We start from the raw sequence: 23942 nt of genomic DNA, 5'->3' as shown, positions 1-23942 counted from the left end.
GTTTGGCCATGAAGATTCCCGCGGTGCAAATCCCGCCGTCGACCCTTGGTCAGGCGTCCGCACAACGGTCCCTGCCTCAGGTGCTGGCGGCGACGGCCGGCGCGCTGGCGGAATCCGCAGATGCCTTGGCACGCGCGCGCAGTTTTGCGGAGCCATTGATCGCGCACGAGGCGCTGGATTCCGGCGAGAGCATGATGGCTCATGCCGATGCGGTGGCCGCCATTCTGCGGTCCATCGGCGGCTCGCAGGCCATGCAGGCGGCCAGCTACCTGGTGTATGCGGGGGAACATCTCAATCATCCGCTGGAAGTGATCACGAAGGCGTTTGGCGAGAGCTTTGCCAGCCTGGCGGTGGAGACCGCCAAGCTGGTGCGCGTCCAGCGCCTTTCCCGGGAAGCGCAGAGCGATGCTCAGCTGGTCGACGATCCGAAGCTGCAGACCGAGAACGTGCGCAAGATGTTGCTGGCCTTCAGCCGCGATCTGCGGGTGGTGATGCTGCGGCTGGCCTCGCGCCTGCAGACGCTGCGTTATCACGCTGCCAGCCGCCAGACGGTGTCGCCGGTACTGGCGCGCGAATCCCTGCAGGTGTTTGCGCCGCTGGCCAATCGGCTGGGCATCTGGCAGATCAAGTGGGAAATGGAAGATCTCGCCTTTCGCTTTCTCGAGCCCGAAACGTACCGGCAGGTGGCGCGCCTGCTCGACGAAAAGCGCGCCGAACGCGAGAGCGGTGTGGAGCGATTGCGGGAGGGCTTGGCCGCTGAGCTGCAAGGGCAGGGTATTCGCGCAACGGTCCAGGGCCGGCCGAAGCACATCTACAGCATCGTGCGCAAGATGCGTGGCAAGGCGCTCGACTTTGACCGCGTGTTCGACATCCGGGCGCTGCGGGTGGTGGTGCCGACCATTCCTGACTGTTACGCGGCGCTGAGCTGGGTGCATTCGCGCTTCACGCCGGTCATCAACGAGTTCGATGACTACATTGCGCGCCCCAAGCCCAACGGGTACCAGTCGCTGCACACGGTGGTGCGCGATGCGGCCGGCAAGCCGGTCGAGGTGCAGATCCGCACGCGGGCGATGCACGACCATGCCGAGCACGGCGTGGCGGCGCACTGGGCCTACAAGGAGGCCGGCACCAAGGGCTACGCGGGCGTGACCGCCGCGGGTGAATACGACGCCAAGATCGCGGTCCTGCGCCAGCTGCTGGCCTGGGAGCGCGACCTGTCCGGTTCGGTGCAGGACAAGGGCCTGTTTGACGATCGCATCTACGTGCTGACGCCGGATGCCGCAGTGGTGGAGCTGCCCAAGGGGGCCACACCCGTGGATTTTGCGTACACGGTTCACACCAACCTGGGCCATCGCTGCCGAGGCGCGCGAGTCGATGGGGCGATGGTCTCGCTGAACACTCCGCTGCAAAACGGCCAGACCGTTGAGATCACCACGGTTCGCGAAGGCGGCCCGTCGCGCGACTGGCTGAACGCGGAGCTGGGCTATCTCGTCAGCCACAGGGCCCGCGCCAAGGTGCGCGCCTGGTTCAACGCCCAGGTCCTGCACGAGACCGTGGCCCGAGGTCGTGAGGCCGTCGAGAAGCTGCTGCAGCGCGAGGGCAAGACTGCCTTCAAGCTGGAGGACCTGGCGACCCAGCTGGGCTTCAAGTCGGCAGATGCGCTGTTCGAGGTGGTCGGCAAGGATGAGTTTTCCCTGCGCACGATCGAGACCTTGCTGCGGCCGCCGGCACCGGTGCTGGCGCCAGACGACTATCTGCTGCTGAAAAAGTCTCGCCATGGCGAGAAGACGCCGAAGGGCGGCGTGCTGGTGGTGGGCGTCGATTCGCTGATGACCCAGCTCGCCAGGTGCTGCAAGCCGGCGCCGCCGGATGTGATCGGCGGCTTTGTCTCGCGGGGCAAGGGTGTGAGCGTGCACCGGGCCGACTGCAGCAATTTCAGGGAGTTCGCGGCACGCCATGCGGAGCGCGTGATTCCGGTCGAATGGGGCACGTCGAGCGGTGCCGAACTTGCCGTCTATCCGGTGGATGTGGCGGTCGAGGCCGCCGACCGGCAGGGGCTGCTGCGCGACATCTCCGAGGTGTTTGCCAAGGAGAAGATGAATGTGATCGGGGTCCAGACCCAGTCGGTCAAGGGCACCGCGTGGATGACCTTCACGGTCGAGGTGCAGGACTCGGCGAAGCTTGCCAAGGTGCTGGGCGTGGTTCGCGAAGTGCCGAACGTGCGCTCGGCGCGCCGGCGATGATGGCCGCCAGGCCATTCGTTCGGTGAAGGGAAAAAAGATCGGCGCGGCCTGGCTGCATCATTCTTTCCTGCTATACTTGCGGTCTCGGACAAACTTAGGCGCGTAGCTCAGCTGGTTAGAGCACCACCTTGACATGGTGGGGGTCGTTGGTTCGAGTCCAATCGCGCCTACCAATTTCCTTTTCGCACACAACAGACGCTCAGGGTAAACCTTGGGCGTTTTGTCTTTGGCTCTTTCATAGAATGTGTTGCGGTGCAGTATGCGACCACGCACCCACCATCCCGCGAGCCGACCGAGGAGTCTTTCAGTGTCACCCAAATCAGCAGCCAGTGGACAGCCCTCGCTGCGCGTCATCAAGAAGTATCCCAACCGCCGGCTGTATGACACCGAAACGTCGACCTACATCACGTTGGCGGAGGTCAAGGATCTGGTGATGTCGGGCGAGGCGTTCGTGGTGCGCGACGCAAAGACCAATGACGATCTGACCCGCAGCATCCTGTTGCAGATCATTCTTGAAGAAGAATCGGGCGGTGCGCCCATGTTCACCGAGGCCGTGCTCGCCAACATCATCCGTTTCTACGGCCACGCCATGCAAGGTTTCATGGGTTCTTATCTCGAGAAGAACATCGAGGCCTTCACCGAGATGCAGGCCCGGTTGGCCGAACAATCCAAGGGTCTCTCGCCCGAAATGCTGACCAAGTTCATGAGCCTGCAGTCGCCCATGCTGCAAGGCATGATGGGCAACTACGCGGACCAGTCCCGCGGGATGTTCGAGCAAATGCAGAAACAGGCGGAGCAGATGTTTGGAGCGTTCGGATTAAAGCGTTAAGCCAGTCCGGAACTGGGACAATGCAGGCATGAACGACGCATTCACTGCTGCAGCCACCACCGTGTCCCCGGCCGGAGTTGCGCCCCGGATCGGTTTTGTGAGCCTGGGTTGCCCGAAGGCCCTGACGGACTCCGAACTCATCCTGACCCAGCTCAGCGCCGAGGGCTACCAGACCTCCAAGACCTTCGAGGGTGCCGACCTCGTGATCGTCAATACCTGCGGCTTCATCGACGATGCGGTCAAGGAGAGCCTGGACACCATCGGTGAAGCCCTTGCAGAAAACGGGCGCGTCATCGTGACCGGCTGCCTGGGCGCCAAAACCGGCGACGCCGGCGGCAATCTGGTGCGGCAGATGCATCCGAGTGTGCTGGCGGTGACCGGCCCGCACGCGACGCAGGAAGTGATGGACGCGGTACATGCAAATCTGCCGCGGCCGCACGATCCATTCATGGACCTCGTGCCCAACAGTTTTGGCACGGCCGGGCTCAAGCTGACCCCTCGCCACTATGCTTATCTGAAGATCAGTGAAGGCTGCAACCACCGCTGTACGTTCTGCATCATTCCCTCCATGCGCGGCGATCTGGTGAGCCGTCCTGTCGGCGATGTGCTGAAGGAGGCCAGGGCCTTGTTCGAAGGCGGCGTGAAGGAACTGCTGATCATCAGCCAGGACACGTCGGCCTATGGCGTCGATGTGCGATACCGAACCGGATTCTGGGACGGCAAGCCGGTCAAGACGCGGATGCTTGAACTGGTGCAGGCCCTGGGCGACATTGCCGAGGTCCACGGGGCCTGGGTGAGGCTGCACTACGTCTATCCGTATCCGAGCGTGGACGACATCATTCCCCTCATGGCGACCGGAAAGGTCCTGCCGTACCTGGATGTCCCGTTCCAGCACAGCCATCCCGACGTGCTGCGGCGCATGAAACGCCCCGCCAGCGGCGAGCGCAATCTGGAGCGTATCCAGCGCTGGCGCGAGATGTGTCCTGAACTTGTCATCCGCAGCACCTTCATCGCCGGTTTTCCCGGTGAAACCGAGTCGGAGTTCCAGCATCTGCTCGATTTCATGGGCGAAGCCGGGATCGATCGCGCGGGTTGTTTTGCCTACAGCCCGGTTCAAGGCGCAGCGGCCAACGATCTCGACGGCATGCTGCCGGAGCCTGTGCGCGAAGAGCGCCGTGCGCGCTTCATGGCCGTTGCGGAAGCGATTTCCATCCGCAAACTGCATGAACGGGTGGGCGCGACGATGCAGGTGCTGGTCGATTCTGCGCCGGGCCTGGGTCGCAAGGGCGGGGTGGGGCGCAGCTATGCCGATGCACCCGAGATTGACGGGGTCGTGCATCTGTTGGCGCCGGAGAAGGTCAGCAAGACGCTCAAGGTCGGGGCGTTCACCCGCGCACGGATCGTGGGAACGCAGGGACACGATCTCGTGGCCTTGCCGGTGTGACTGTGAGCACACGGATGCGCCTGCGCCGGATCGCCTGCAAGGCAGGCAAGCAGCCGAAGTGCCGCTACCGGGCAGCGGGATTCAGAAACAAAAAAGCCGCTGAAGGGTCAGCGGCTTTTCTGGTACCAGCCATCACTGGCTTGTTTAAACTTGGTGCCCAGGAAGGGACTCGAACCCCCACGAAGTTACTCGCTAGTACCTGAAACTAGTGCGTCTACCAATTCCGCCACCTGGGCATTTCAGGAAAGATAGGATTATATATCAAAAATACCGACACCACCAGCGGTCTGCTGGATGAAATCGAAGGAACCGTTCAAGGACATCGCGACGGACACGGCTTCCTGATCCGCGACGACGGCGGCGCCGACATCTACCTGCCGCCAAACGAGATGCGCGCCGTGCTGCACAAGGATCAGGTCCGCGTGCGGATCGCCCGGCAGGATCGCAAGGGGCGCCCGGAAGGTCGCGTGCTGGAGATCGTCGAACGCCCTGCTCATCCCATCATTGGGCGCCTGCTGCACGAGAGCGGCATCTGGATCGTGGCCCCCGAAGACAAGCGCTACGGCCAGGATGTGATGATTCCCAAGTCCGCCACCGGCGCCGGCAAGCCGGGGCAGGTGGTGGTGGTCGAACTGACCGAGCCGCCCGCCCTGTTCGGGCAGCCCGTGGGCCGGGTCAAGGAGGTGCTGGGCGAGATCGACGATCCCGGCATGGAGATCGAGATTGCGGTCCGCAAATACAGCGTGCCGTACGAGTTCTCGGATGCCTGCATTGCCCAGGCGCGGACACTGCCGGACAAGGTACGTCCCCAGGACAAGAAGCACCGCGTGGACCTGACCGACATTCCCCTGGTCACGATCGACGGCGAAGACGCGCGCGATTTTGACGACGCCGTCTATTGCGAGCCGGCCCGCGTCGGGCGGGCCAAAGGCTGGCGGCTGCTGGTGGCGATCGCGGACGTCAGCCATTACGTGGAGACAGGAAGCGCCATCGATGTGGATGCGTATGACCGGGCCACCTCGGTCTACTTCCCGCGTCGCGTCATTCCGATGCTGCCCGAGAAGCTGTCGAACGGGCTGTGTTCCCTGAACCCGGAAGTGGAGCGGCTTTGCATGGTCTGCGACATGCTGGTCAATGCGGCCGGCGAGGTCCACGCCTACCAGTTCTATCCGGCGGTCATGTTCAGCCATGCCCGTTTCACCTACACCGAGGTGGCCGCGATCCTGGCCAACACGCGGGGTCCCGAAGCCATGCGGCGCCAGGAACGGGTCAACGACTTGCTGAATCTGCACGATGTCTACCGTGCGCTGCTCGCAGCGCGCACTGTGCGTGGCGCGGTGGATTTCGAGACCACCGAGACCCAGATCGTCTGCGACGAGAGCGGGCGCATCGAGAAGATCATTCCGCGCACGCGCAACGAGGCGCACCGCCTGATCGAAGAAGCCATGCTGGCGGCGAACGTCTGCAGTGCCGACTTCATTGCGCAAGGCAAACACCCGGGCCTGTTCCGGGTGCACGAGGGGCCGACGCCGGAGAAGAAAGAGATCCTGCGCAACTACCTCAAGGCGATCGGCGTGGGCGTGACGCTCAGTGACGACCCCAAGCCCGGTGAATTCCAGAAGATCGCCCAGGCTACGAAGGAGCGGCCCGACGCGCAGCAGATCCACTCCATGCTGCTGCGCTCCATGCAGCAAGCGATCTACACCCCGGTCAACAGCGGGCATTTCGGGTTGGCCTACGAGGCGTACACGCATTTCACCAGTCCGATCCGCCGTTATCCCGACTTGCTGGTGCACCGCGTGATCAAGGCCATCCTGGCCAAACGGCGCTACCAGTTGCCGGAATTGCCAACACCCGGCGAGGCCCACGCCAAATTGGCCAAGCGATTGCAGAAAGGCTTGGCTGGCAAGGTCAGCGAACCGGACCAGAAACCGAGGAAGCTGACATCCGACCAACTGGCCTGGCAGGCGGCCGGTCTGCACTGCAGTGCCAACGAACGGCGCGCCGACGAGGCCAGCCGCGACGTCGAGGCCTGGCTCAAGTGCAAGTACATGCGCGAGCACCTGGGCGAGGAGTACAGCGGCGTGGTCACGTCAGCGGCCAGCTTTGGCATCTTCGTCACGCTCGATGAGCTGTACGTGGAAGGCATGGTGCATATCACCGAACTCGGGGGCGAGTACTTCCGCTTCGACGAAGCGCGGCAGGAGCTGCGGGGCGAGCGCAGTGGCATGCGCTACGCGATCGGCACGCGGGTGCGGGTGCAGGTCAGCCGGGTCGACCTGGACGGACGCAAGATCGACTTCCGCCTCGTGCACGACGGCGAGCCGGTGTCGGCTCGCCCCTCGCGCGAGCGCGACAAGGGTGCGCCGCAGACTGCACCCGATGCGGGCGGTCGCGGCGCGGCCAAGCGCGGCGACCGCAGTGCGTCAGCCACCGATCGCAAGGCGGGCGCATCGTCCAAGGGCAGGAACGCCGGTGGCAACCGCGAAGCAGCCAGCAAGGGCAACCCCAAAGCAAGAAAACCCCGGCGCTGACGGTTTTCGTCGATGCCGCCTGCAATCTGTTCAGGAGTTCAGAGGATGAGTACATCCCCCAAGACGGCGATCGTGACGGGCGCCGGAAGCGGCATTGGCAAAGTCGTGGCCCTTGCGTTGCTCGACGCGGGCTGGCACGTGGCCCTGGCGGGGCGCCGCCAGGAGGCCCTGCGGGCCGTGGCGGAGCAATCGGGCGCGTTGGCACGCACGCTGGTCGTGCCCACCGATGTGGCCGATCCGGCCGCGGTTCAGCACCTGTTTGACACCGTGCTCCGTACCTGGGGCCGCGTGGACCTGCTGTTCAACAACGCGGGCGTGTTTGCGCCCGGCGTGCCATTGGAGGACCTGCCCATCGAGCACTGGCGGCAGGTGGTCGACACCAACCTGAGCGGGATGTTCTATTGCATCCAATCGGCCTTCCGCGCCATGAAGGCGCAGACGCCCCGGGGCGGGCGCATCATCAACAATGGCTCGATTTCCGCGACCACGCCGCGTCCGAATTCCATCGCCTACACCGCGACCAAACATGCCGTCACCGGGCTGACCAAATCCGCGTCGCTGGACGGCCGCAAGTACGACATCGCCGTCGGGCAGATCGACATCGGCAATGCCGCCACCGACCTGGCCGCACCGATGGCGCGGGGCATTCCGCAGGCCAACGGCGACATCGCCGTGGAGCCCTTGATGGACGTGGCCATCGTGGGCCAATCCGTCGTTCACATGGCCAGCCTGCCGCTGGAGGCCAATGTCATGTTCCACACGGTGATGGCCACGAAGATGCCGTTTGCCGGTCGCGGCTGACCCGCGGGCCGCCCGGGCTGTGCCGGATCAGTCGCGAAGGCGGCGGGCCAGCGCACCTGCCGTGAGGGCCTCGTCGGGCGGCCATGCATCGGCTATTTCTCCGTGCTGGTACACGGCCGCACAGGCCGCCTGAAAGGGCGCGGCGCCCGCGGCCAGGCGTGCGCCGATCAGGCCGGCCAGCACATCGCCGGTGCCGGCAGTGCCCAGCCGGGCGTTGCCGGTCAGGTTCAGGGCCGGGGCTTCTCCGGGCGTTGCGATCAGCGTGCCCGAGCCCTTGAGCACCACCGTGCAAGCCAGGTCGTCCGCGAGCCGTCGAACCGCGGCGAGCCGGTCTGACTGCACTGCCGGGGAGCCGCTGCCCAGCAGGCGCCCGGCTTCCAGCGGGTGGGGCGTCAGCACGGTGGCAAGCCCCCGCCGGGCGCGCGCCTGCACCAGGCTGCGCAGGGAGGTGTCTGCGGCAATGGCATTGAGCGCGTCGGCGTCCAGCACCAGGCGCGGGGACTGGGACAGCACCTGCGGCAGCACCGGCCGCACCGCATCGCCGCCCCCACAGCCGCACACCACGGTCAGCTGGCGCAGATCCAGCGCCTCAAAGCGGCGGAACATCAGCTCCGGCAGGGCCGGATCCAGCGTCATGGCGCCATCGTCGAACAGGCTCACCAGCACCCGGCCGGCGCCACCGTGCAGCGCAGCCGACGCCGCCAGCAAGGCGGCACCAGTCATGCCCAGGCCGCGCCGATTCAGGCCCTCGCCACCGATCACCGCGACGTCGCCGTGGCTGCCTTTGTGGGTCGCGTGCGCCCGGTGAATCCGCGGTGGGATGCCGTTGGTCCAGGCACAGGCGGGTTCGGCGCTGCCATCCACCCCCAGGTCATCGAACCAGACGGTGCCGGCGGCATCGCGGCCGTGCGCCGTGAACAAGCCCGGCTTGCAGCTGAGCAGGCTGAGGGTGTTTTGAGCCTGAATTTGCCATGATCCCGGCGTCGTATGGTCGTCGCCCGCTATTGAGTCAGGAGCAAAATTGCCGGTCTCGGCGTTCAGGCCGGAGGGCAGGTCCACCGCCAGTACGGGCGCGGGGCTGGCCCGCATGGTCCGCAGCCAGTCGGCCATCCGGCCTTGGGGCGCCCGGGCGGCACCGAGGCCCAGCAGGGCGTCGATGCAGAGGTCGTCAGGGCCCAGGCCCGCGGGGGGTGTGGCGGAGAAAGTCACCCCTGCGCTGCGCGCCCGCGCCAGGGACGCGCGGGCGTCCTCGGGTACGCTGGCCTCGTCGCCCAACCAGGTGACGACCGGATGCTGTCCCCAGCGCTGCAGGTGCGCGGCCGCTTCCAGGCCGTCGCCGCCGTTGTTGCCCGGGCCGCAGGCGATCCAGATGGTGCGCGCATGCGGGGCCAGGGCCAGTGCCAGCCGCGCCACGGCCAGTCCGGCGCACTGCATCAGCGTATGGGAGGGCAGGGCGGCCGCCGCCGTGCGTTCCAGGCGGCGCGAAGCCTCGATGGTGTGCAACGGAAAACGGCGGGCGGGGGTGACGCGGTGCATGGAGGCCATTGTGCCGCGACCGCCCGCTCAGCGGCGCAGCCGCTCGATGCCCAGACCTTCCAGATCGACCTCGGGCGCGCGCTGGGCCATCAGGTCGCCAAGGGCACGGGCACTGCCGCAGGCCAGTGCCCAGCCGCTGGAGCCGTGGCCCAGGTTGAGCCAGATGCCCGGGAGGCCGCTCGGGCCGATCAGGGGCGGGCCGTCGGGCATCATCGGGCGTGCGCCTTTCCACTCCTGCACGCCGGCCGAAAGCTGGGCGGCTCCGGGAAACCAGTCGTGCAGCACCTTGTAGAGCGTCTGCAGCGACGCCGCGCGCATGGCGGTCGGTGAGCCGCCCACTTCGGCGCTGCCGGCGATGCGCACGCGCAGGCCCAGGCGGGAGATGGCGACCTTGTAGCGTTCGTCCATGACCGCGCTGCGCGGGGCATTGAGCGGTTCGCGGATGTGGGCGCTGACCGAATAGCCGTGCACCGCCACCAGTGGCAGCTTCAGCCCGAGCGGGCGCAGCAGGGCCGCCGAAGCGAGTCCAGCGCACATCACCACGGCGTCGAAGGTGCGGGGCGCTGCCTCGCCGGCGACGGTCAGGGTCGGCTTCGGGTCTGCCGAGACGCGGGCCACGGTGGTGTTGAACTCGAAGACGGCGCCCAACCGGCGGGCCTCGTCCTTCAGCAGCAGCGCAAACTGCCGGCAGTTGCCGACTTCGTCGTCCGGCAGGTGTATGGCGCCGGCAAAGTCGGTGTCCGGGTTCAGCGCGGGTTCGACCTTGCGCGCCTCGTCCGGGCCGATCTCGCGGAACTTCACGCCCGCGTCGCGCAGCACCTGCAGGCCGGGGCGTGTGAGCTCGCGGTCTCTTTCGGAGCGCAGCAGCACCATGTAGCCGTCGCTTCGGTCGTATTCGAGCTTCAAGTCGGCGGTGACCTGGTGCAGGCGCTGGCGGCTGTAGAACGCGAGGCGCTGCATGCGCGCGCGGTTGGCCAGATAGGTCTCCAGCTTGCAGGCGCGCCACCAGCGCCACATCCAGGCCAGTTCGGACGCGCCCAGGCCCGAACCCAGCTTGACCGGCGCGTGGCGGCTCATCAGGTGGCCCAACACCTTGCGCGGCATGCCGGGCGCAGCCCATGGGGTGACGTAGCCGGGCGCGACCAGACCGGCGTTGGCAAAGCTGGTTTCTTCGGCGGCGGTGCCGCGGCGCTCGAAAACAGTGACTTCATGGCCGTCGGCGGCAAGCTCGTACGCGGTGGTCACGCCGATGATGCCGGCTCCCACAATGGCAATTTTCATGGAAATTTCAGTCAAAACGCCACGATCCCGGCGTCATTTGGTCATTAATTGCTATTGTATTTGAAGTAATTCTTCGATCCTCAATCCGACGTTCAGCACCGGGTCGTCGCGCCCGGCGGCGTGCCAGATCATCAGGCCCACCGGCAGCTCGTCGGGGGTGTGGCAAGGCAGCGACAGGGCACAGCCATCCAGCATGTTGACCACGCTGGTGTTGCGTAGCAGCAGGGCATTGGCCCGGAAGAAGGCCTCATCGCGCGCGGCGTCGGCGGCAGGGTCCGTGCCGGTGGCCGGTGCCACGTCGGCCAGCAGCGGTCCGAGGATGGGCACCGTGGGTGACAACACCGCGTCATACGCTCGCAAAGCCAGTTCCATGGAGCGGATCCAGCGCTGGCGCGCCTGGAGCAGGTCAATGTATTCATGGGCCATCATCGTCGCGCCGCGCCGGATGCGGGTGGCCACGCGCGGGTCGTAGTCGTTTGCCCGTGTGGCCAGCAGCTCCCGGTGCCAGGCGTAGCTTTCGGCGGCGGAAAAGCCACCCGTGGCCTGGATCGCGGCCAGTTCGGCGGTTTCGTTCAGGCCGATCTCGTCGATCTGCGCGCCTGCAGCACGCAACGTCGCAAGGCTGCGCTCGAAGGCGCGGGCCACGGCGGGCTCCAGCGCGTCCAGCATCACGGTGCGGGCGACAGCCAGCCGGTAGGCAGACAAGGGCGCCGGGCTGAGGGTGACCGTGCGCGCCGCCAGGATCTCATGCGCAAGGATGGCATCACGCACACTGCGGGTCAGGGCGCACACCGTGTCCAGCGTCGTCGACAGGGGCACCGCGCCGGCGGTCGGGACCCGGCTGGCAGTGTTCTTGAAGCCGACGATGCCGTTCAGGGCGGCGGGAATCCGGATCGATCCGCCCGTGTCCGAGCCCAGCCCGATGAACGCGGCGCCCGTGGCCACCGATACCGCGGCGCCGGATGACGAGCCTCCGGGTACCCGCGGCGTGTCAGGGCTGCCGACCGGCCGGTCGTGCCGGCCATCCCAGGCCGCGGGCGTGGCGACGTGCGGATTCGTGCCCATGCCCGAGAACGCGAACTCCACCATGTGCGTGCGCCCCATCAGGCTGCCGCCCGCCGCCCGCAGGCGCGCCACGGCCGGGCAATCGGCCGTCGCGGGTGGGTGGTCGACCAGGACCGTGGAACCCGCTGCGGTGACCTGCCCCTCGACGTCGAACAGGTCCTTGACGGAGAAGGGCAGCCCGGCCAATGGCCGATGCGCGGCCAGTGCCGTTTCGCGATCGAACCGGGCTGCGTCGGCGCGGGCCTCGTCTAACCGGGGAAACACGAAGGCATCACGGCCTGCCGGCGACTGGGCGCGGGCGACGGCATCGTCCACGGCGCGGGAGGCGGTCCACTCGCCGGAAAGGATGCGCTGCCGGGTGGCAAGGAGGTCTGAGGGCATGATTGGGTTCAGTCGGTCGTGCTATACTCTTCAGGTTTTGAAGAACGGTGTTTTGCCGTCTGTCAAGACAAATCGCAAACCAGCCCCACAAGGTGTTGCAACTTGTTATCCCTGTGACGCAGGGTCACACGAGTTGTGATGGATGGGCTGGATTTTAGACCCAACCTTTGGAGTAAATACCATGTCAGTCACCATGCGCGAAATGCTGGAAGCCGGTGTCCATTTCGGCCACCAGACCCGCTTCTGGAACCCCAAGATGGCCCCGTTCATCTTCGGCCATCGCAACAAGATCCACATCATCAACCTGGAAAAATCGCTGCCGATGTTCCAGGACGCGGCCAAGTTCGCCAAGCAGCTGTCGGCCAATCGCGGCACGATCCTGATGGTCGGCACCAAGCGCCAGGCCCGCGAAACGGTCGCCGGTGAAGCCCAACGTGCGGGCGTGCCCTATGTGGACCAGCGCTGGCTGGGTGGCATGCTGACCAACTTCAAGACGGTCAAGACCTCCATCAAGCGCCTGAAGGACATGAAGGCCCAGCAGGAAGCCGGCCTGGACTCCCTGAGCAAGAAAGAACAGCTGATGTTCAAGCGCGAGATCGAAAAGCTTGAGCGCGACATCGGCGGCATTCAGGACATGAACGCGCTTCCGGACGCCATCTTCGTGATCGACGTGGGCTACCACAAGATCGCCATCGCCGAAGCGAAGAAGCTGGGCATTCCGCTGATCGGCGTGGTCGACACCAACCACTCGCCCGAAGGCATCGACTATGTGATCCCTGGCAACGATGACTCGGCCAAGGCGGTCACCCTGTATGCCCGCGGCATTGCCGACGCGATCCTCGAAGGCCGCGCCAACGCCGTTGAAGACGTTGTCAAGGCCGTCGCGGCGGCTGACGACGCCGACGAATTCGTGGAAGTGGAAAACGCTTCCGCTTGAGTTTCCCCGGGCGCATAGAAAGGGGCTCTTCTGCCCCTTTTTTTTAGCCCCATCCCCCATTGAACTGATTTGAAGACGGAGTAAAGAAAATGACTGCAATTACCGCAAGCATGGTCGCCGAACTGCGTGGCAAGACCGACGCCCCGATGATGGAATGCAAGAAGGCGCTGACGGAGGCCGATGGCGACATGGCCAAGGCCGAGGAACTGCTGCGCGTCAAGCTGGGCACCAAGGCGGGCAAGGCCGCTTCGCGCGTGACCGCGGAAGGCGTCGTGACCTGCTTCATCGACGGCACCGTTGGCGCGCTGCTCGAAGTCAATTGCGAAACCGACTTCGTGACCAAGAACGACAGCTTCTTGGCCATGGCCAACACCGCTGCCGCATTGATTGCGAAGCACAACCCTGCGGATATCGCCGCGTTGAGCGCCTTGCCGTGCAGCCAGGACGGCTACGGCCCGACGCTGGAGGACGTGCGCAAGGGGTTGATCGGAAAGATCGGCGAAAACATGACTTTCCGCCGCTTCAAGCGGTTTGCCTCGGGCGCCAAACTCGCGAGCTACCTGCACGGCTCGCGCATCGGTGTTGTGATCGAGTTCGAAGGCGACGACACGGCTGCCAAGGATGTGGCGATGCACGTGGCCGCGATGAAGCCCGTCGCCCTGTCCAGCGCCGATGTGCCGGCTGATCTCGTTGAACGCGAGCGCTCGGTGGCGGCTGCCAAGGCGGCCGAGGCCGCCGCTGAAGCGATTGCGGCGGGCAAACCGGTGCAGTCCGACGAAATCGTGGCCAAGCGGATCGAAGGTGGTGTGCAGAAGTACCTCAAGGAAGTCAGCTTGTTCAACCAGCCGTTCGTGAAGAACGACAAGCAGACGGTCGAGCAGATGCTCAAGGCCACCGGCACCACCGTGAAGGGTTTCACCCTCTACGTCGTCGGCGAAGGCATCGAGAAACGGGTGGACGATTTTGCCGCCGAGGTGGCCGCCCAGGTGGCTGCCGCCAAAGGCGCGGCCTGATGACCGGCCGCCCGCGGGCGGCTAAACTCACCCCTACAGAAGGAGCCCACGCATGACCCTCGCCCGACCCGTCCACAAGCGCATCCTGCTCAAGCTGTCCGGCGAGGCCTTGATGGGTGACGATGCGTTCGGGATCAACCATGCCACGATCGTGCGCATGGTGGAGGAGATTGCCGAGGTGACCCGGCTGGGTGTCGAAGTGGCGGTGGTGATCGGTGGTGGGAACATCTTCCGCGGTGTGGCGGGCGGCTCGGTCGGCATGGATCGCGCGACGGCTGACTACATGGGCATGCTGGCGACGGTGATGAATTCACTGGCGCTGGCGGACACCATGAACAAGGCCGGACTGACGGCGCGGGTGATGTCGGCCATCGCCATCGAGCAGGTGGTGGAGCCCTATGTCCGGCCCAAGGCGCTGCAGTACCTCGAGGAAGGGAAGGTGGTTGTGTTCGCGGCGGGCACGGGCAATCCGTTCTTCACCACGGACACAGCCGCCGCCTTGCGTGGCGCTGAAATTGGCGCTGAAGTGGTGCTCAAGGCGACGAAAGTGGACGGTGTCTACACGGCCGATCCGAAAAAGGATCCGGGCGCGACACGTTATGCCAGGATCACCTTCGATGAGGCCATGAGCAAGAATCTGGGCATCATGGATGCCACCGCATTTGCCCTTTGCCGGGATCAGAAGCTCCCGGTCAAGGTTTTTTCCATTTTCAAGCACGGCGCGCTCAAGCGCGTCGTGATGGGCGAAGATGAGGGCACCCTGGTTTACGTCTGAGGGGCGCCATTCGATCGGGAGTACTGCACATGACCACAGCTGAGATCAAGAAGACCACCGAAACCAAGATGGACCAGACCATCGCGGCATTCACGCACAACCTGACGAAGATCCGTACCGGCCGCGCAAACCCGGCTTTGCTGGACACGATCCATGTCGACTACTACGGATCCATGGTTCCGCTCAGTCAGGTGGCCAACCTCTCCCTGATCGATTCACGCACCATCAGTGTGCAGCCGTGGGAAAAAGGCATGGGAGCCAAGATCGAGAAAGCCATTCGCGAAAGCGAACTGGGCCTCAATCCGGCCTCCATGGGCGATCTCATCCGCGTGCCGATGCCGCCGATGAGCGAAGAGCGCCGCAAGGAAATGACCAAACTGGTGCGCCATGAGGGCGAGAATGCCAAGATCGCCATTCGTAATCTGCGCCGCGATGCCAACGAGCACATCAAGAAGCTGGTGAAGGACAAGCTCGCGTCCGAGGATGACCAGAAGCGCTCGGAGAACGACATCCAGAAAGTCACGGACCGTCATATCGTCACGATCGATCAGTTGGTCGCGGTCAAAGAGCAGGAAATCATGGCCGTCTGACGGCCTTTTCTTCCTCATGAGCGCCCCCAACGCGATACCGCATCACATCGCCATCGTCATGGATGGCAATGGCCGGTGGGCGACCCGGCGCTACCTGCCGCGGGTCGCGGGTCATCGTCAGGGCGTCGAATCTTTGCGACGTTGCGTGCGGGCCTGTTCGGATCGAGGTGTCCGCGTTCTGACGGTGTTCGCGTTTTCCTCCGAGAACTGGAACCGGCCCCCCGAGGAAGTCTCCGGCCTCATGGAACTGCTTGCCATGGCCTTGGGTCGTGAGGTGCCCCAGCTCAAACACGACGGGGTGCGCATTCATATCGTCGGTGACCGTTCGACCTTGTCTGAAAAAATGCGGCTGGGCCTGACGCAGGCCGAAGCCACAACGGCGCAGAACACGCGCCTGATCCTCAACGTCTGTTTCAATTACGGGGGACGATGGGATATCGCACAAGCGGCCGCAAAGCTGGCCGCCCAGGGCGAACCCATTACCGAGGCCAGTCTGGATCGCGCCATGGCCTTGGCCCATGTGCCGGACCCAGACCTGCTGATTCGCACTGGCGGGGAGCGACGCATCAGCAATTTCCTGCTGTGGCAGGCCGCCTATTCCGAGCTCTATTTCAGCGATCGCCTCTGGCCCGATTTTGACGAGATCGCGCTGGATGAAGCGATTGCCGACTACGGCCGAAGGGAACGCCGGTTCGGCCTGACGTCCGGCCAGATCGCATCGTCAGGCTCGGACCGGATCGCCGCCTGAAAGGCGACATGCTCAAACAGCGCATCATCACCGCCTTGGTCTTGCTGGCCATCCTGCTGCCGGCCTTGTTTGCTTCGACACCGGAACCGTTCGCTGCTGTCGCTTTGGTACTGATCGCCGCCGGCGCATGGGAGTGGGGGCGACTCAACACCTGTGGACAGCCGCTCTCGCTGCTTTTTGCCCTGATCTGTGTCGGTCTGTGCGCCGGCAGTTGGCGCCTCGGCTGGCTGGGACAGTCGATGCCCATGCTGTGGGCTGGCGCAGGCGTCGCATGGGTGCTGGGCGGCGCCTGGCTCCTACGTCGGGGCGTGGCGGGCTGGTCATCGATTCCACAAGCGGTCAGGCTCCCAGGCGGGCTGCTCGCTCTTTGGCTGGCTTGGCTGGCTGTGGCGCAGGCCCGCTTTGTCGGCATCAATTTTCTGCTGTCCATTCTGGTCCTCGTCTGGGTGGCCGACATCTTTGCGTACTTTGCCGGAAGGGCCTTCGGTGGCCGGGTCGCCGCCGGCAAGCTCGCTCCGTCGATCAGCCCTGGCAAGAGCTGGGAGGGCGTCTGGGGTGGCATGGCCGGCGTGGTGACCCTGGCGTTCCTGTGGGCCTGGGCCGATCGCGCTCTGGGGGCGGGCGTGGCCAGTTTCTACACCCGCCTTGCCATCCATGGGGGGTGGCTGTTGCTGATCGCCGTTCTGTTCATGGCAGCCATGAGCGTTGTCGGCGACCTGGTCGAATCGTTGATCAAGCGCAGCGCCGGTGTCAAGGACAGCAGCGGCCTGCTACCGGGTCATGGGGGCGTGCTGGATCGGGTGGACGCCCTGCTTCCGACTTTGCCGCTGGCCATGATGCTGGTGACACTGGGACGCCCATGAGGCAGCGCATCACGGTGCTGGGCTCGACAGGCTCGATCGGCACCAGCACCTTGGACGTGATTGCACGCCACCCGCAGCGTTTTGAAGTTTTTGCGCTGAGCGCCTCGACCCAGGTCGACCTCATGCTGGCCCAATGCCAGCAGTTCCGGCCGCGCTACGCGGTCATGGCCAGCGAGGCCCACGGTCGCCTTCTGGCGGAGAAAATCCAGCAAAACGGGCTGGATGCCAGCGTCCTATGGTCAAAAGATGCTATTGAAATAGTAGCATCTCATGAGTGCGTGGACGTCGTCATGGCCGCCATCGTCGGTGCGGCGGGGCTCGCTCCTTGCCTGGCGGCTGCCGAAGCCGGCAAACGGCTCCTGCTGGCCAACAAGGAGGCGCTCGTGGTGGGGGGTGACGTCTTCCTGCGTGCCGTGCGTCGCGGCGGTGCCACCTTGCTGCCGATCGACAGCGAACACTCTGCGATCTTTCAATCTCTGCCAGAGGATCCGGCAACCTGGGCAGGTCGCATTGACAAGATCATTCTCACCGCATCAGGCGGTCCGTTCCGGACCCGAGATCCGGCGACCTTGCGCGATGTGACGCCCGAGCAAGCCTGCGCGCATCCGAACTGGGTCATGGGCCGCAAGATCTCGGTGGATTCCGCCACCATGATGAACAAGGCGCTGGAGGTCATCGAAGCCCGTTATCTGTTCGGCGTTTCTCCTGACCAACTCGATGTCGTGATCCATCCGCAGAGCATTGTCCATTCCATGGTCCAGTACAAGGATCATTCCGTGGTGTCCCAGATGGGGACGCCGGACATGCGCGGCCCCATTGCTTACGGTTTGTCCTGGCCTGAGCGCATCACGTCCGGTGCCGCAGCCCTGGACTTTCATGCCCTCCCGGCCATGACGTTCGAGGCGATCGATGCGCCAGGCCATACCGAGCGGTTTCCGGGCCTGCCTTTGGCTTGGGCCGCATTGCGGGGGCCCGCCGGTAGCTGTGCCGTTCTCAATGCGTCCAACGAGATCGGGGTTGCGGCGTTTCTGGAGCGGCGTATCCGCTTTGACCAGATTCACCGGACCAATCTGGAAACGCTGGAGGCTGTCACCTGCAGCAATCCACAGTCGCTGGACGACTTGCTCGATCTGGACGCCCGCAGCCGGATCGCCGCGGAGTCGGTCGTCTCGCGCCTGGCGCGCTGAGGCGGGTACGGACTGTTCATGCTGACCGTTCTCGCGTTCGTCGTCGCACTGGGTCTGTTGATCGCAGTGCATGAGTACGGGCACTACCGTGTGGCGGTGGCGTGTGGGGTCAAGGTGCTTCGGTTCTCTGTTGGTTTTGGCAGACCCTTGCTGCGCTGGAAGCCCAAACATCAGCGCCCGGGACAGGACACCGAGTTTGTTCTGGGGGCATTCCCCATCGGCGGCTACGTGCGCATGCTGGATGAACGGGAAGGAACGGTGCCGCCCGAGGAGGCCCACCTGGCCTTCAACAACCGGCCTTTGCGCCACCGCGCTGCCATCGTGGCTGCCGGTCCGCTCGCCAATCTGCTGTTGGCGGTGCTTCTTTACAGCGTCGTGAACTGGATTGGTGTCCAGGAACCTGAGCCGGTGCTCGCCAGCCCGGTCGCCGGATCGATTGCCGAACGGGCCGGACTTCGAGGCGGTGAGTGGGTCCGCCAAGGCGGCTTGGCTGGTGGGGATTCCGATCCTGTGCGTTCGTTTGAATCGCTTCGCTGGTTGCTGACCCGCGGCGCGTTGGACGGACACGATGTTCGCCTTACGGTCGCATCCTCGCGCGATGGAGTGGGGCGGGACGTCATTCTGCCCCTGGGCAGCATGGATGCGAGCGAGGCGGACGCCCGACTGTTTCAGCGCATCGGCATCGTCGCGCCCTGGACCGAACCACTGATCGGCGACATCCTGCCGAAGAGTCCGGCGTCGCGCGCGGGCCTTCAGAACGGTGATCGGGTGCTGAAGGTCGATACGGTTGCGATCGTGGACGGTCATCAACTGCGCCAGCTGATCCGTGCATCTTTGCGAGGCCAGGCGCCGGTCGCCATGCTCTGGCAGATCGAGCGCAAGGGGAGCCGACTGGATCTGATCATCGAACCCGAGGTCAAGCGCGAAGGCGACCTTTCCGTGGGCCGTATTGGCGCCTATGTCGGCGCTGCCCCCGCCATGACGACGGTGCGACTCGGCCTGGCCGATGGCTTGTGGAAAGGGCTGGTGCGCACCTGGGAGGTCTCGATGTTGACGGTGCGCATGATGGGGCGCATGGTGATCGGCGAGGTGTCCCTGAAAAACCTGAGCGGTCCACTGACCATCGCTGACTACGCTGGCCGGTCAGCCAGCCTGGGCATTACGCCCTATTTTCTTTTTCTTGCCCTGATCAGCGTCAGCCTTGGCGTGCTGAATCTGCTGCCGCTACCGGTCCTCGATGGGGGACACCTGATGTATTATCTTTGGGAAGGGGTAACGGGGCGGGGAATCTCGGAAATCTGGATGGAACGATTGCAGCGCGGCGGTGTCGCCTTGCTGCTGATGATGATGTCCGTCGCACTTTTCAACGATGTCACACGGCTCTTTGGCTGACCCTGCGGTGAACGCATCGGCGTTGTGCCGGCAACAGACCTATTCATGAAAAAGCAATTCAATCGATTTCGTTTGCGGGGTTCAGTGGCGTTGGTCGCACTCGCGTTTGCGGCCAACGCGTGGGCCGTCAATCCGTTTCCGGTCAGTGACATCCGCGTCGAGGGACTGCAGCGAGTGGAGGCGGGTACGGTATTTGCCTCCCTGCCGTTTCGTGTCGGTGATACCTACAACGATGAAAAGGGTTCGGCTGCCATTCGGGCACTTTTCGCGCTGGGCTTGTTCAAGGACGTCCGTCTCGAAGTCAACGGAAACGTGGTGGTTGTGATCGTCGAGGAGCGTCCTACCATCGCCAACGTCGAGTTTGTCGGTACCAAGGAGTTCGACAAGGAGGCCCTGCAGAAGATGCTGAGGGAAGTTGGCCTCGCCGAAGGTCGCCCTTACGACAAGGCGCTTGCGGATCGGGCGGAACAGGAACTCAAGCGGCAATACATCAACCGAAGCCTTTACGGCGCGGAGGTCGTGACGACAGTCACGCCAATCGAGCGAAACCGGGTGAACCTCACCTTCACCGTGACCGAAGGCGATACGGCCAAGATCAAGGAACTGAGCATCGTTGGCAACAAGGCGTTCAGCGAATCGACACTGCTGGGACTCTTCAGTCAGGATACCGGCGGGTGGCTCAGCTGGTATACGAAGTCGAACAACTACTCGCGCGCCAAACTCAATGCCGACCTGGAGGCGATGCGCTCGTACTATCTGGCCAGGGGCTATCTGGAATTCCGGATCGATTCGACCCAGGTCGCCATCTCGCCCAACAAGCAGGATATATCGATCACGGTCAACATCACTGAAGGCGAGCGCTTTGTTGTCTCCTCGGTGGCCCTCGAAGGAAATTACCTGGGCAAAGACGACGAGTTCAAGTCGTTAGTGACCATCAAGCCCGGCAAACCTTTCAACGCCGACGATGTGGCGGAGACCACGCGGGTCTTCACTGAAAATTTCGGCAATTACGGTTTTGCCTTTGCTCGCGTCGAAGCCCGTCCGGAGGTGGACCGGGTGAACAACCGAGTGGCACTGGTTCTGCAGGCCGATCCTTCCCGCCGGGCCTATATCCGCCGGATCAATATTTCCGGAAACGATCGGACCCGCGATGAAGTCATCCGGCGCGAGTTTCGCCAGTTCGAAGCATCCTGGTACGACGGCACCAAGATCCGGCTCTCGCGGGACCGGGTCGATCGGCTGGGCTATTTCACCGGTGTGAATATCGATACCGCGGAGATTCCGGGTGTCAATGACCAGGTGGACTTGAACGTCTCGGTGGTTGAAAAGCCGACCGGCAGCATCTCGCTGGGTTTGGGTTTTTCCACAGCCGATCGGGTCGCGCTGACCATTGGCATGAAGCAGGAGAACGCCTTCGGTTCGGGCAATTACCTGGGGGTCGAGCTCAATACCAGCAAATACAACACAGTCCTTGTGCTGAATACGACCGACCCGTACTACACGAAGGATGGCATTTCCCGGACGCTGGACGCTTACTATCGAAGCTCCCAGCCGTATGCCAACCAGGGTGGCGCATATCAGTTGGTCACCGCGGGCATGGGCATCCGGTTTGGCGTTCCCTTCAGCGAAAAGGACACCGTCTTCTTTGGTGCCGCGTTGGAGCGCATGGACATCAAGAACGGAACGAACATCCCTGCGTACTACCTTCAGTATGCTGAAGAAGTGGGCAACCCCAGCAATACGCTGCCGTTGACCATTGGCTGGTCCAGTGACACGAAGGACAGCGCATTGATTCCCACGCGCGGCACGTTCCAGCGATTCAACACCGAGTGGGGCGTCGCGGGCGACGCGCGGTACTTGAAGGCCTACTATCAGTTCCAGTACTACCTGCCAATCACCCGCGACTTCACCGCAGCTTTCAACTCCGAATTTGGCTGGGGCACTGGGTTGAGCGGGAAGCCCTTCCCGGTATTCAAGAATTTCTATGCCGGTGGCCAAGGGTCCGTGCGGGGTTTCGACCAGAATACCTTGGGTCCCCGTGACGTCACGGGCTCCTTCGTCGGTGGCGCCAAGAAACTGGTTCTCAATGCCGAGGCCTACCTCCCGGTTCCGGGAAGTGGCAACGACCGCACCCTTCGAATGTATGCATTCACCGACGTTGGCAACGTCTGGGGTGCGACGGAACAACCGACAACGGACTCGCTCAGGGCGTCGGCCGGCATCGGCCTCAGCTGGATCTCTCCGCTGGGACCGCTGCGAATCGCCTACGCCTATCCTTTCCGCACGCAGCCGGGGGATAGAATCCAGAACTTCCAATTCCAGATAGGATCGTCTTTTTAATGAACTCTTTCCGCCATCTCCGTTCGCTGGCCCTGGTTGTGAGCGCCGTGGCCTGCTGCGTGCCCGTTCAGGCTCAGGATTTCAAGGCTGGATTCGTGAATACAGACCGGATTTTCCGGGAGGCCAACAGCGCCAAGGCTGCGCAGGCCAAGCTTGAGCAGGAGTTCTCCCGGCGTGAGAAGGACATCATCGAACTGGGAAATTCGATCAAGGCCATGTCAGAGAAATACGAGCGCGATGCGCCGACTCTTTCAGAAAGTCAACGTGTTTCTAGACAGAAGCAGTTGGTTGAGCAGGACCGTGATCTACAGCGCAAGCGGCGTGAGTTCCAGGAGGACCTTAACGCACGCAAGAACGAGGAACTTCAGCAAGTGCTCGAACGGGCCAACCGCGTCGTGAAGCAAGTGGCTGAATCGGAGAAGTACGACGCAATCTTCCAGGAAGCGGTCTACATCAATCCGAAGCACGACATCACGGACAAGGTGATCAAGGCGCTGAACGCCGGCACAGGCAAATAAGGTCCAGTCCGTCCGGTCTCGTGTGGCACTCCGATTAGATTTCATCACAGAGCGGCTGGGCGGAACCCTTCACGGCGAACCGTCGCAAGTCATCGAAGGACTTGCCCCGCTCGAGTTCGCCAATCCCTCCGAGCTGAGTTTTCTCAGTCACCCAAAATTCCGGAACCTGCTGACCACTTCAAAGGCCGGTTGCGTGATTGTCGGTCGGGACGCCGAGCAGGCGGCGCGGGCGCGCGGCACCTGCATTGTGGTCGACCAGCCCTACCTCTACTACGCGCGACTCACGCAGTTGTGGAAGCGGGAGCACCCAGGCCAGTCGGGCCCGCGTATTCACCCCAGCGCCGTGGTCGATCCCGGCGCGCATGTCGACCCGACTGCGAGCATCGGCGCGCTGAGCGTTGTCGAGCGCGGCGCCCACATCGGCGCCAGAACGGTGATCCGTTCACGGGTCACGATCGGAGAGAACTGCCACATCGGGGAGCGGTGCATCATTCATTCAGGAGCGGTGATCGGCGCAGACGGCTTCGGTTTCGCGCCGGACCAGGGTCGGTGGGAGAAGATCGAGCAACTCGGCGCTGTGCGCATTGGCAACGATGTGGAGATCGGCGCCAATACCTGCATTGACCGCGGCGCCCTGGCCGACACTGTGATCGAGGACGGCGTCAAACTCGACAACCTGATCCAGATTGGGCATAACGTCCGCATTGGCAAGAATACCGCGATGGCAGGTTGCGTGGGTGTGGCGGGCAGTGCCAACATTGGGGCCAACTGCACGATAGGCGGTAGCGCCGGTATTCTTGGCCACCTGACGCTGGCCGACGGGGTGCATGTTTCATCATTTTCCCTGGTGACTCGCTCGATCCACAAGCCGGGACAGTACACCGGTGTGTTTCCCATCGACGACAACGCCAATTGGGAAAAAAACGCTGCAACGCTCAAGCAGCTTCACAAATTGCGTGAACGTCTCAAAGCTCTTGAAAACTCGAAACCTGCCAACCAAAGGAACCAGGGAACTGCATCATGATGGACATTCACGAGATCCTCAAACGGCTTCCGCATCGTTACCCCTTCCTGCTTGTGGACCGGGTGCTGGAACTGGAAACCGGCAAACGCATCCGCGCGTTGAAGAACGTCACGATCAACGAACCCTTCTTCACCGGCCACTTCCCCTATCGTCCGGTGATGCCCGGTGTGCTGATGCTCGAGGCGATGGCCCAGGCGGCCGCCCTGATGGCCTTCGACTCGCTGGGCGTGCTGCCCGACGACCAGACCGTCTTCTATTTCGCAGGTATCGACGGTGCTCGCTTCAAGCGTCCGGTCGAGCCGGGTGACCAACTGATTCTGGAAGCTGAACTGGACCGCGCCCGGGCCGGCATCTACAAGTTCAAGGCCCGCGCGAAAGTCGGGGATGAAGTCGCCTGCGAGGCCGAACTGATGTGTACCATGCGTCGCATCTCCTGAGGAG

21 protein-coding genes and 2 tRNA genes are annotated in these 23942 nt (G+C 63.8%); 18 read left to right on the top strand and 5 right to left on the bottom strand.

Annotation, left to right across the window (positions count from 1 at the left end):
• Window positions 1-8 precede the first annotated feature (8 nt).
• From ACMUOY_RS00890 to rimO, 4 genes are all read left to right on the top strand, one after another.
• Entirely contained in the window at window positions 9-2243 is a 2235-nt protein-coding gene (locus ACMUOY_RS00890; protein ID WP_413890110.1) for a RelA/SpoT family protein, read from the top strand.
• A gap of 96 nt (window positions 2244-2339) precedes the next feature.
• Window positions 2340-2416 (top strand) — tRNA-Val (locus ACMUOY_RS00885).
• Between the two features lie 134 nt (window positions 2417-2550).
• On the top strand, window positions 2551-3072 hold the full coding sequence (phaR, locus tag ACMUOY_RS00880) for a polyhydroxyalkanoate synthesis repressor PhaR (RefSeq protein WP_413890108.1): 522 nt from the start codon (window positions 2551-2553) through the stop codon (window positions 3070-3072).
• Between the two features lie 28 nt (window positions 3073-3100).
• Window positions 3101-4516 carry a 30S ribosomal protein S12 methylthiotransferase RimO gene (gene rimO / locus ACMUOY_RS00875; protein WP_413890106.1) on the top strand — a complete coding sequence of 472 codons (1416 nt, stop codon included), beginning with the start codon at window positions 3101-3103 and terminating at the stop codon, window positions 4514-4516.
• Between the two features lie 151 nt (window positions 4517-4667).
• On the opposite strand, the gene ACMUOY_RS00870 is transcribed toward rimO, so the two are convergent.
• A tRNA-Leu gene (locus tag ACMUOY_RS00870) sits at window positions 4668-4752 on the bottom strand.
• Window positions 4753-4770: 18 nt separating this feature from the next.
• Window positions 4771-4923, bottom strand: coding sequence for a hypothetical protein (locus ACMUOY_RS00865; RefSeq protein WP_413890104.1), 153 nt, complete (start codon window positions 4921-4923; stop codon window positions 4771-4773).
• On the opposite strand from ACMUOY_RS00865, the gene rnr reads away from it, so the two are divergent.
• Together rnr and ACMUOY_RS00855 are read left to right on the top strand one after the other, a co-directional pair.
• Window positions 4858-7050: a ribonuclease R gene (gene rnr / locus ACMUOY_RS00860; RefSeq protein WP_413890236.1), complete on the top strand. Its 2193-nt coding sequence runs from the start codon at window positions 4858-4860 to the stop codon at window positions 7048-7050. The two genes, ACMUOY_RS00865 and rnr, sit on opposite strands and share 66 nt — an antisense overlap.
• A gap of 45 nt (window positions 7051-7095) precedes the next feature.
• Window positions 7096-7851: an SDR family oxidoreductase gene (locus ACMUOY_RS00855; RefSeq protein ID WP_413890102.1), complete on the top strand. Its 756-nt coding sequence runs from the start codon at window positions 7096-7098 to the stop codon at window positions 7849-7851.
• Between the two features lie 27 nt (window positions 7852-7878).
• On the opposite strand, the gene ACMUOY_RS00850 is transcribed toward ACMUOY_RS00855, so the two are convergent.
• From ACMUOY_RS00850 to ACMUOY_RS00840, 3 genes are read right to left on the bottom strand one after another with little or no spacing between them, the layout of a single operon-like run.
• Window positions 7879-9387, bottom strand: coding sequence for an NAD(P)H-hydrate dehydratase (locus tag ACMUOY_RS00850; RefSeq protein WP_413890100.1), 1509 nt, complete (start codon window positions 9385-9387; stop codon window positions 7879-7881).
• Window positions 9388-9414: 27 nt separating this feature from the next.
• A complete protein-coding gene (locus ACMUOY_RS00845; protein ID WP_413890098.1) occupies window positions 9415-10668 on the bottom strand; it encodes a D-amino acid dehydrogenase in 1254 nt (417 codons plus the stop codon).
• Between the two features lie 51 nt (window positions 10669-10719).
• Entirely contained in the window at window positions 10720-12114 is a 1395-nt protein-coding gene (locus ACMUOY_RS00840) for an amidase (RefSeq protein WP_413890096.1), read from the bottom strand.
• A gap of 181 nt (window positions 12115-12295) precedes the next feature.
• On the opposite strand from ACMUOY_RS00840, the gene rpsB reads away from it, so the two are divergent.
• From rpsB to fabZ, 12 genes are all read left to right on the top strand, one after another.
• Window positions 12296-13051: a 30S ribosomal protein S2 gene (gene rpsB, locus ACMUOY_RS00835; RefSeq protein ID WP_413890094.1), complete on the top strand. Its 756-nt coding sequence runs from the start codon at window positions 12296-12298 to the stop codon at window positions 13049-13051.
• Between the two features lie 89 nt (window positions 13052-13140).
• Entirely contained in the window at window positions 13141-14064 is a 924-nt protein-coding gene (gene tsf, locus ACMUOY_RS00830; RefSeq protein ID WP_413890092.1) for a translation elongation factor Ts, read from the top strand.
• A 52-nt stretch (window positions 14065-14116) separates the two neighbouring features.
• The gene (gene pyrH, locus ACMUOY_RS00825; protein WP_413890090.1) at window positions 14117-14839 is read left to right on the top strand and encodes a uridine monophosphate kinase; all 723 of its coding nucleotides are present in this window, start codon (window positions 14117-14119) and stop codon (window positions 14837-14839) included.
• 29 nt (window positions 14840-14868) lie between these two features.
• Complete coding sequence (gene frr, locus ACMUOY_RS00820) at window positions 14869-15429, top strand: ribosome-recycling factor (protein ID WP_413890088.1); 561 nt, start codon at window positions 14869-14871, stop codon at window positions 15427-15429.
• A gap of 16 nt (window positions 15430-15445) precedes the next feature.
• Window positions 15446-16177 (top strand): undecaprenyl diphosphate synthase family protein, encoded by a 732-nt coding sequence (gene uppS / locus ACMUOY_RS00815; protein WP_413890086.1) that lies wholly within the window; start codon window positions 15446-15448, stop codon window positions 16175-16177.
• Window positions 16178-16185: 8 nt separating this feature from the next.
• Window positions 16186-17040: a phosphatidate cytidylyltransferase gene (locus ACMUOY_RS00810; protein WP_413890084.1), complete on the top strand. Its 855-nt coding sequence runs from the start codon at window positions 16186-16188 to the stop codon at window positions 17038-17040.
• A complete protein-coding gene (dxr, locus tag ACMUOY_RS00805) occupies window positions 17037-18227 on the top strand; it encodes a 1-deoxy-D-xylulose-5-phosphate reductoisomerase (protein ID WP_413890082.1) in 1191 nt (396 codons plus the stop codon). The genes ACMUOY_RS00810 and dxr overlap by 4 nt, the downstream gene beginning before the upstream one ends.
• An 18-nt stretch (window positions 18228-18245) precedes the next feature.
• Window positions 18246-19619 (top strand): RIP metalloprotease RseP, encoded by a 1374-nt coding sequence (gene rseP / locus ACMUOY_RS00800; protein ID WP_413890080.1) that lies wholly within the window; start codon window positions 18246-18248, stop codon window positions 19617-19619.
• A 45-nt stretch (window positions 19620-19664) separates the two neighbouring features.
• Window positions 19665-21959, top strand: a complete 2295-nt coding sequence (gene bamA, locus ACMUOY_RS00795; protein ID WP_413890078.1) for an outer membrane protein assembly factor BamA — start codon at window positions 19665-19667, stop codon at window positions 21957-21959.
• Window positions 21959-22477: an OmpH family outer membrane protein gene (locus ACMUOY_RS00790; RefSeq protein WP_413890076.1), complete on the top strand. Its 519-nt coding sequence runs from the start codon at window positions 21959-21961 to the stop codon at window positions 22475-22477. Before bamA ends, ACMUOY_RS00790 begins: the two co-directional genes overlap by 1 nt.
• A gap of 22 nt (window positions 22478-22499) precedes the next feature.
• On the top strand, window positions 22500-23501 hold the full coding sequence (gene lpxD, locus ACMUOY_RS00785) for a UDP-3-O-(3-hydroxymyristoyl)glucosamine N-acyltransferase (RefSeq protein ID WP_413890074.1): 1002 nt from the start codon (window positions 22500-22502) through the stop codon (window positions 23499-23501).
• Window positions 23498-23938, top strand: a complete 441-nt coding sequence (fabZ, locus tag ACMUOY_RS00780; RefSeq protein ID WP_413890072.1) for a 3-hydroxyacyl-ACP dehydratase FabZ — start codon at window positions 23498-23500, stop codon at window positions 23936-23938. The genes lpxD and fabZ overlap by 4 nt, the downstream gene beginning before the upstream one ends.
• The last annotated feature ends 4 nt before the right edge of the window (window positions 23939-23942 follow it).

It is taken from the genome of Candidatus Skiveiella danica, from assembly GCF_022705245.1.
Classification (GTDB): Bacteria; Pseudomonadota; Gammaproteobacteria; order Burkholderiales; family Burkholderiaceae_C; genus Skiveiella; species Skiveiella danica.
This window is presented reverse-complemented; position numbering and strand designations above follow the sequence as displayed.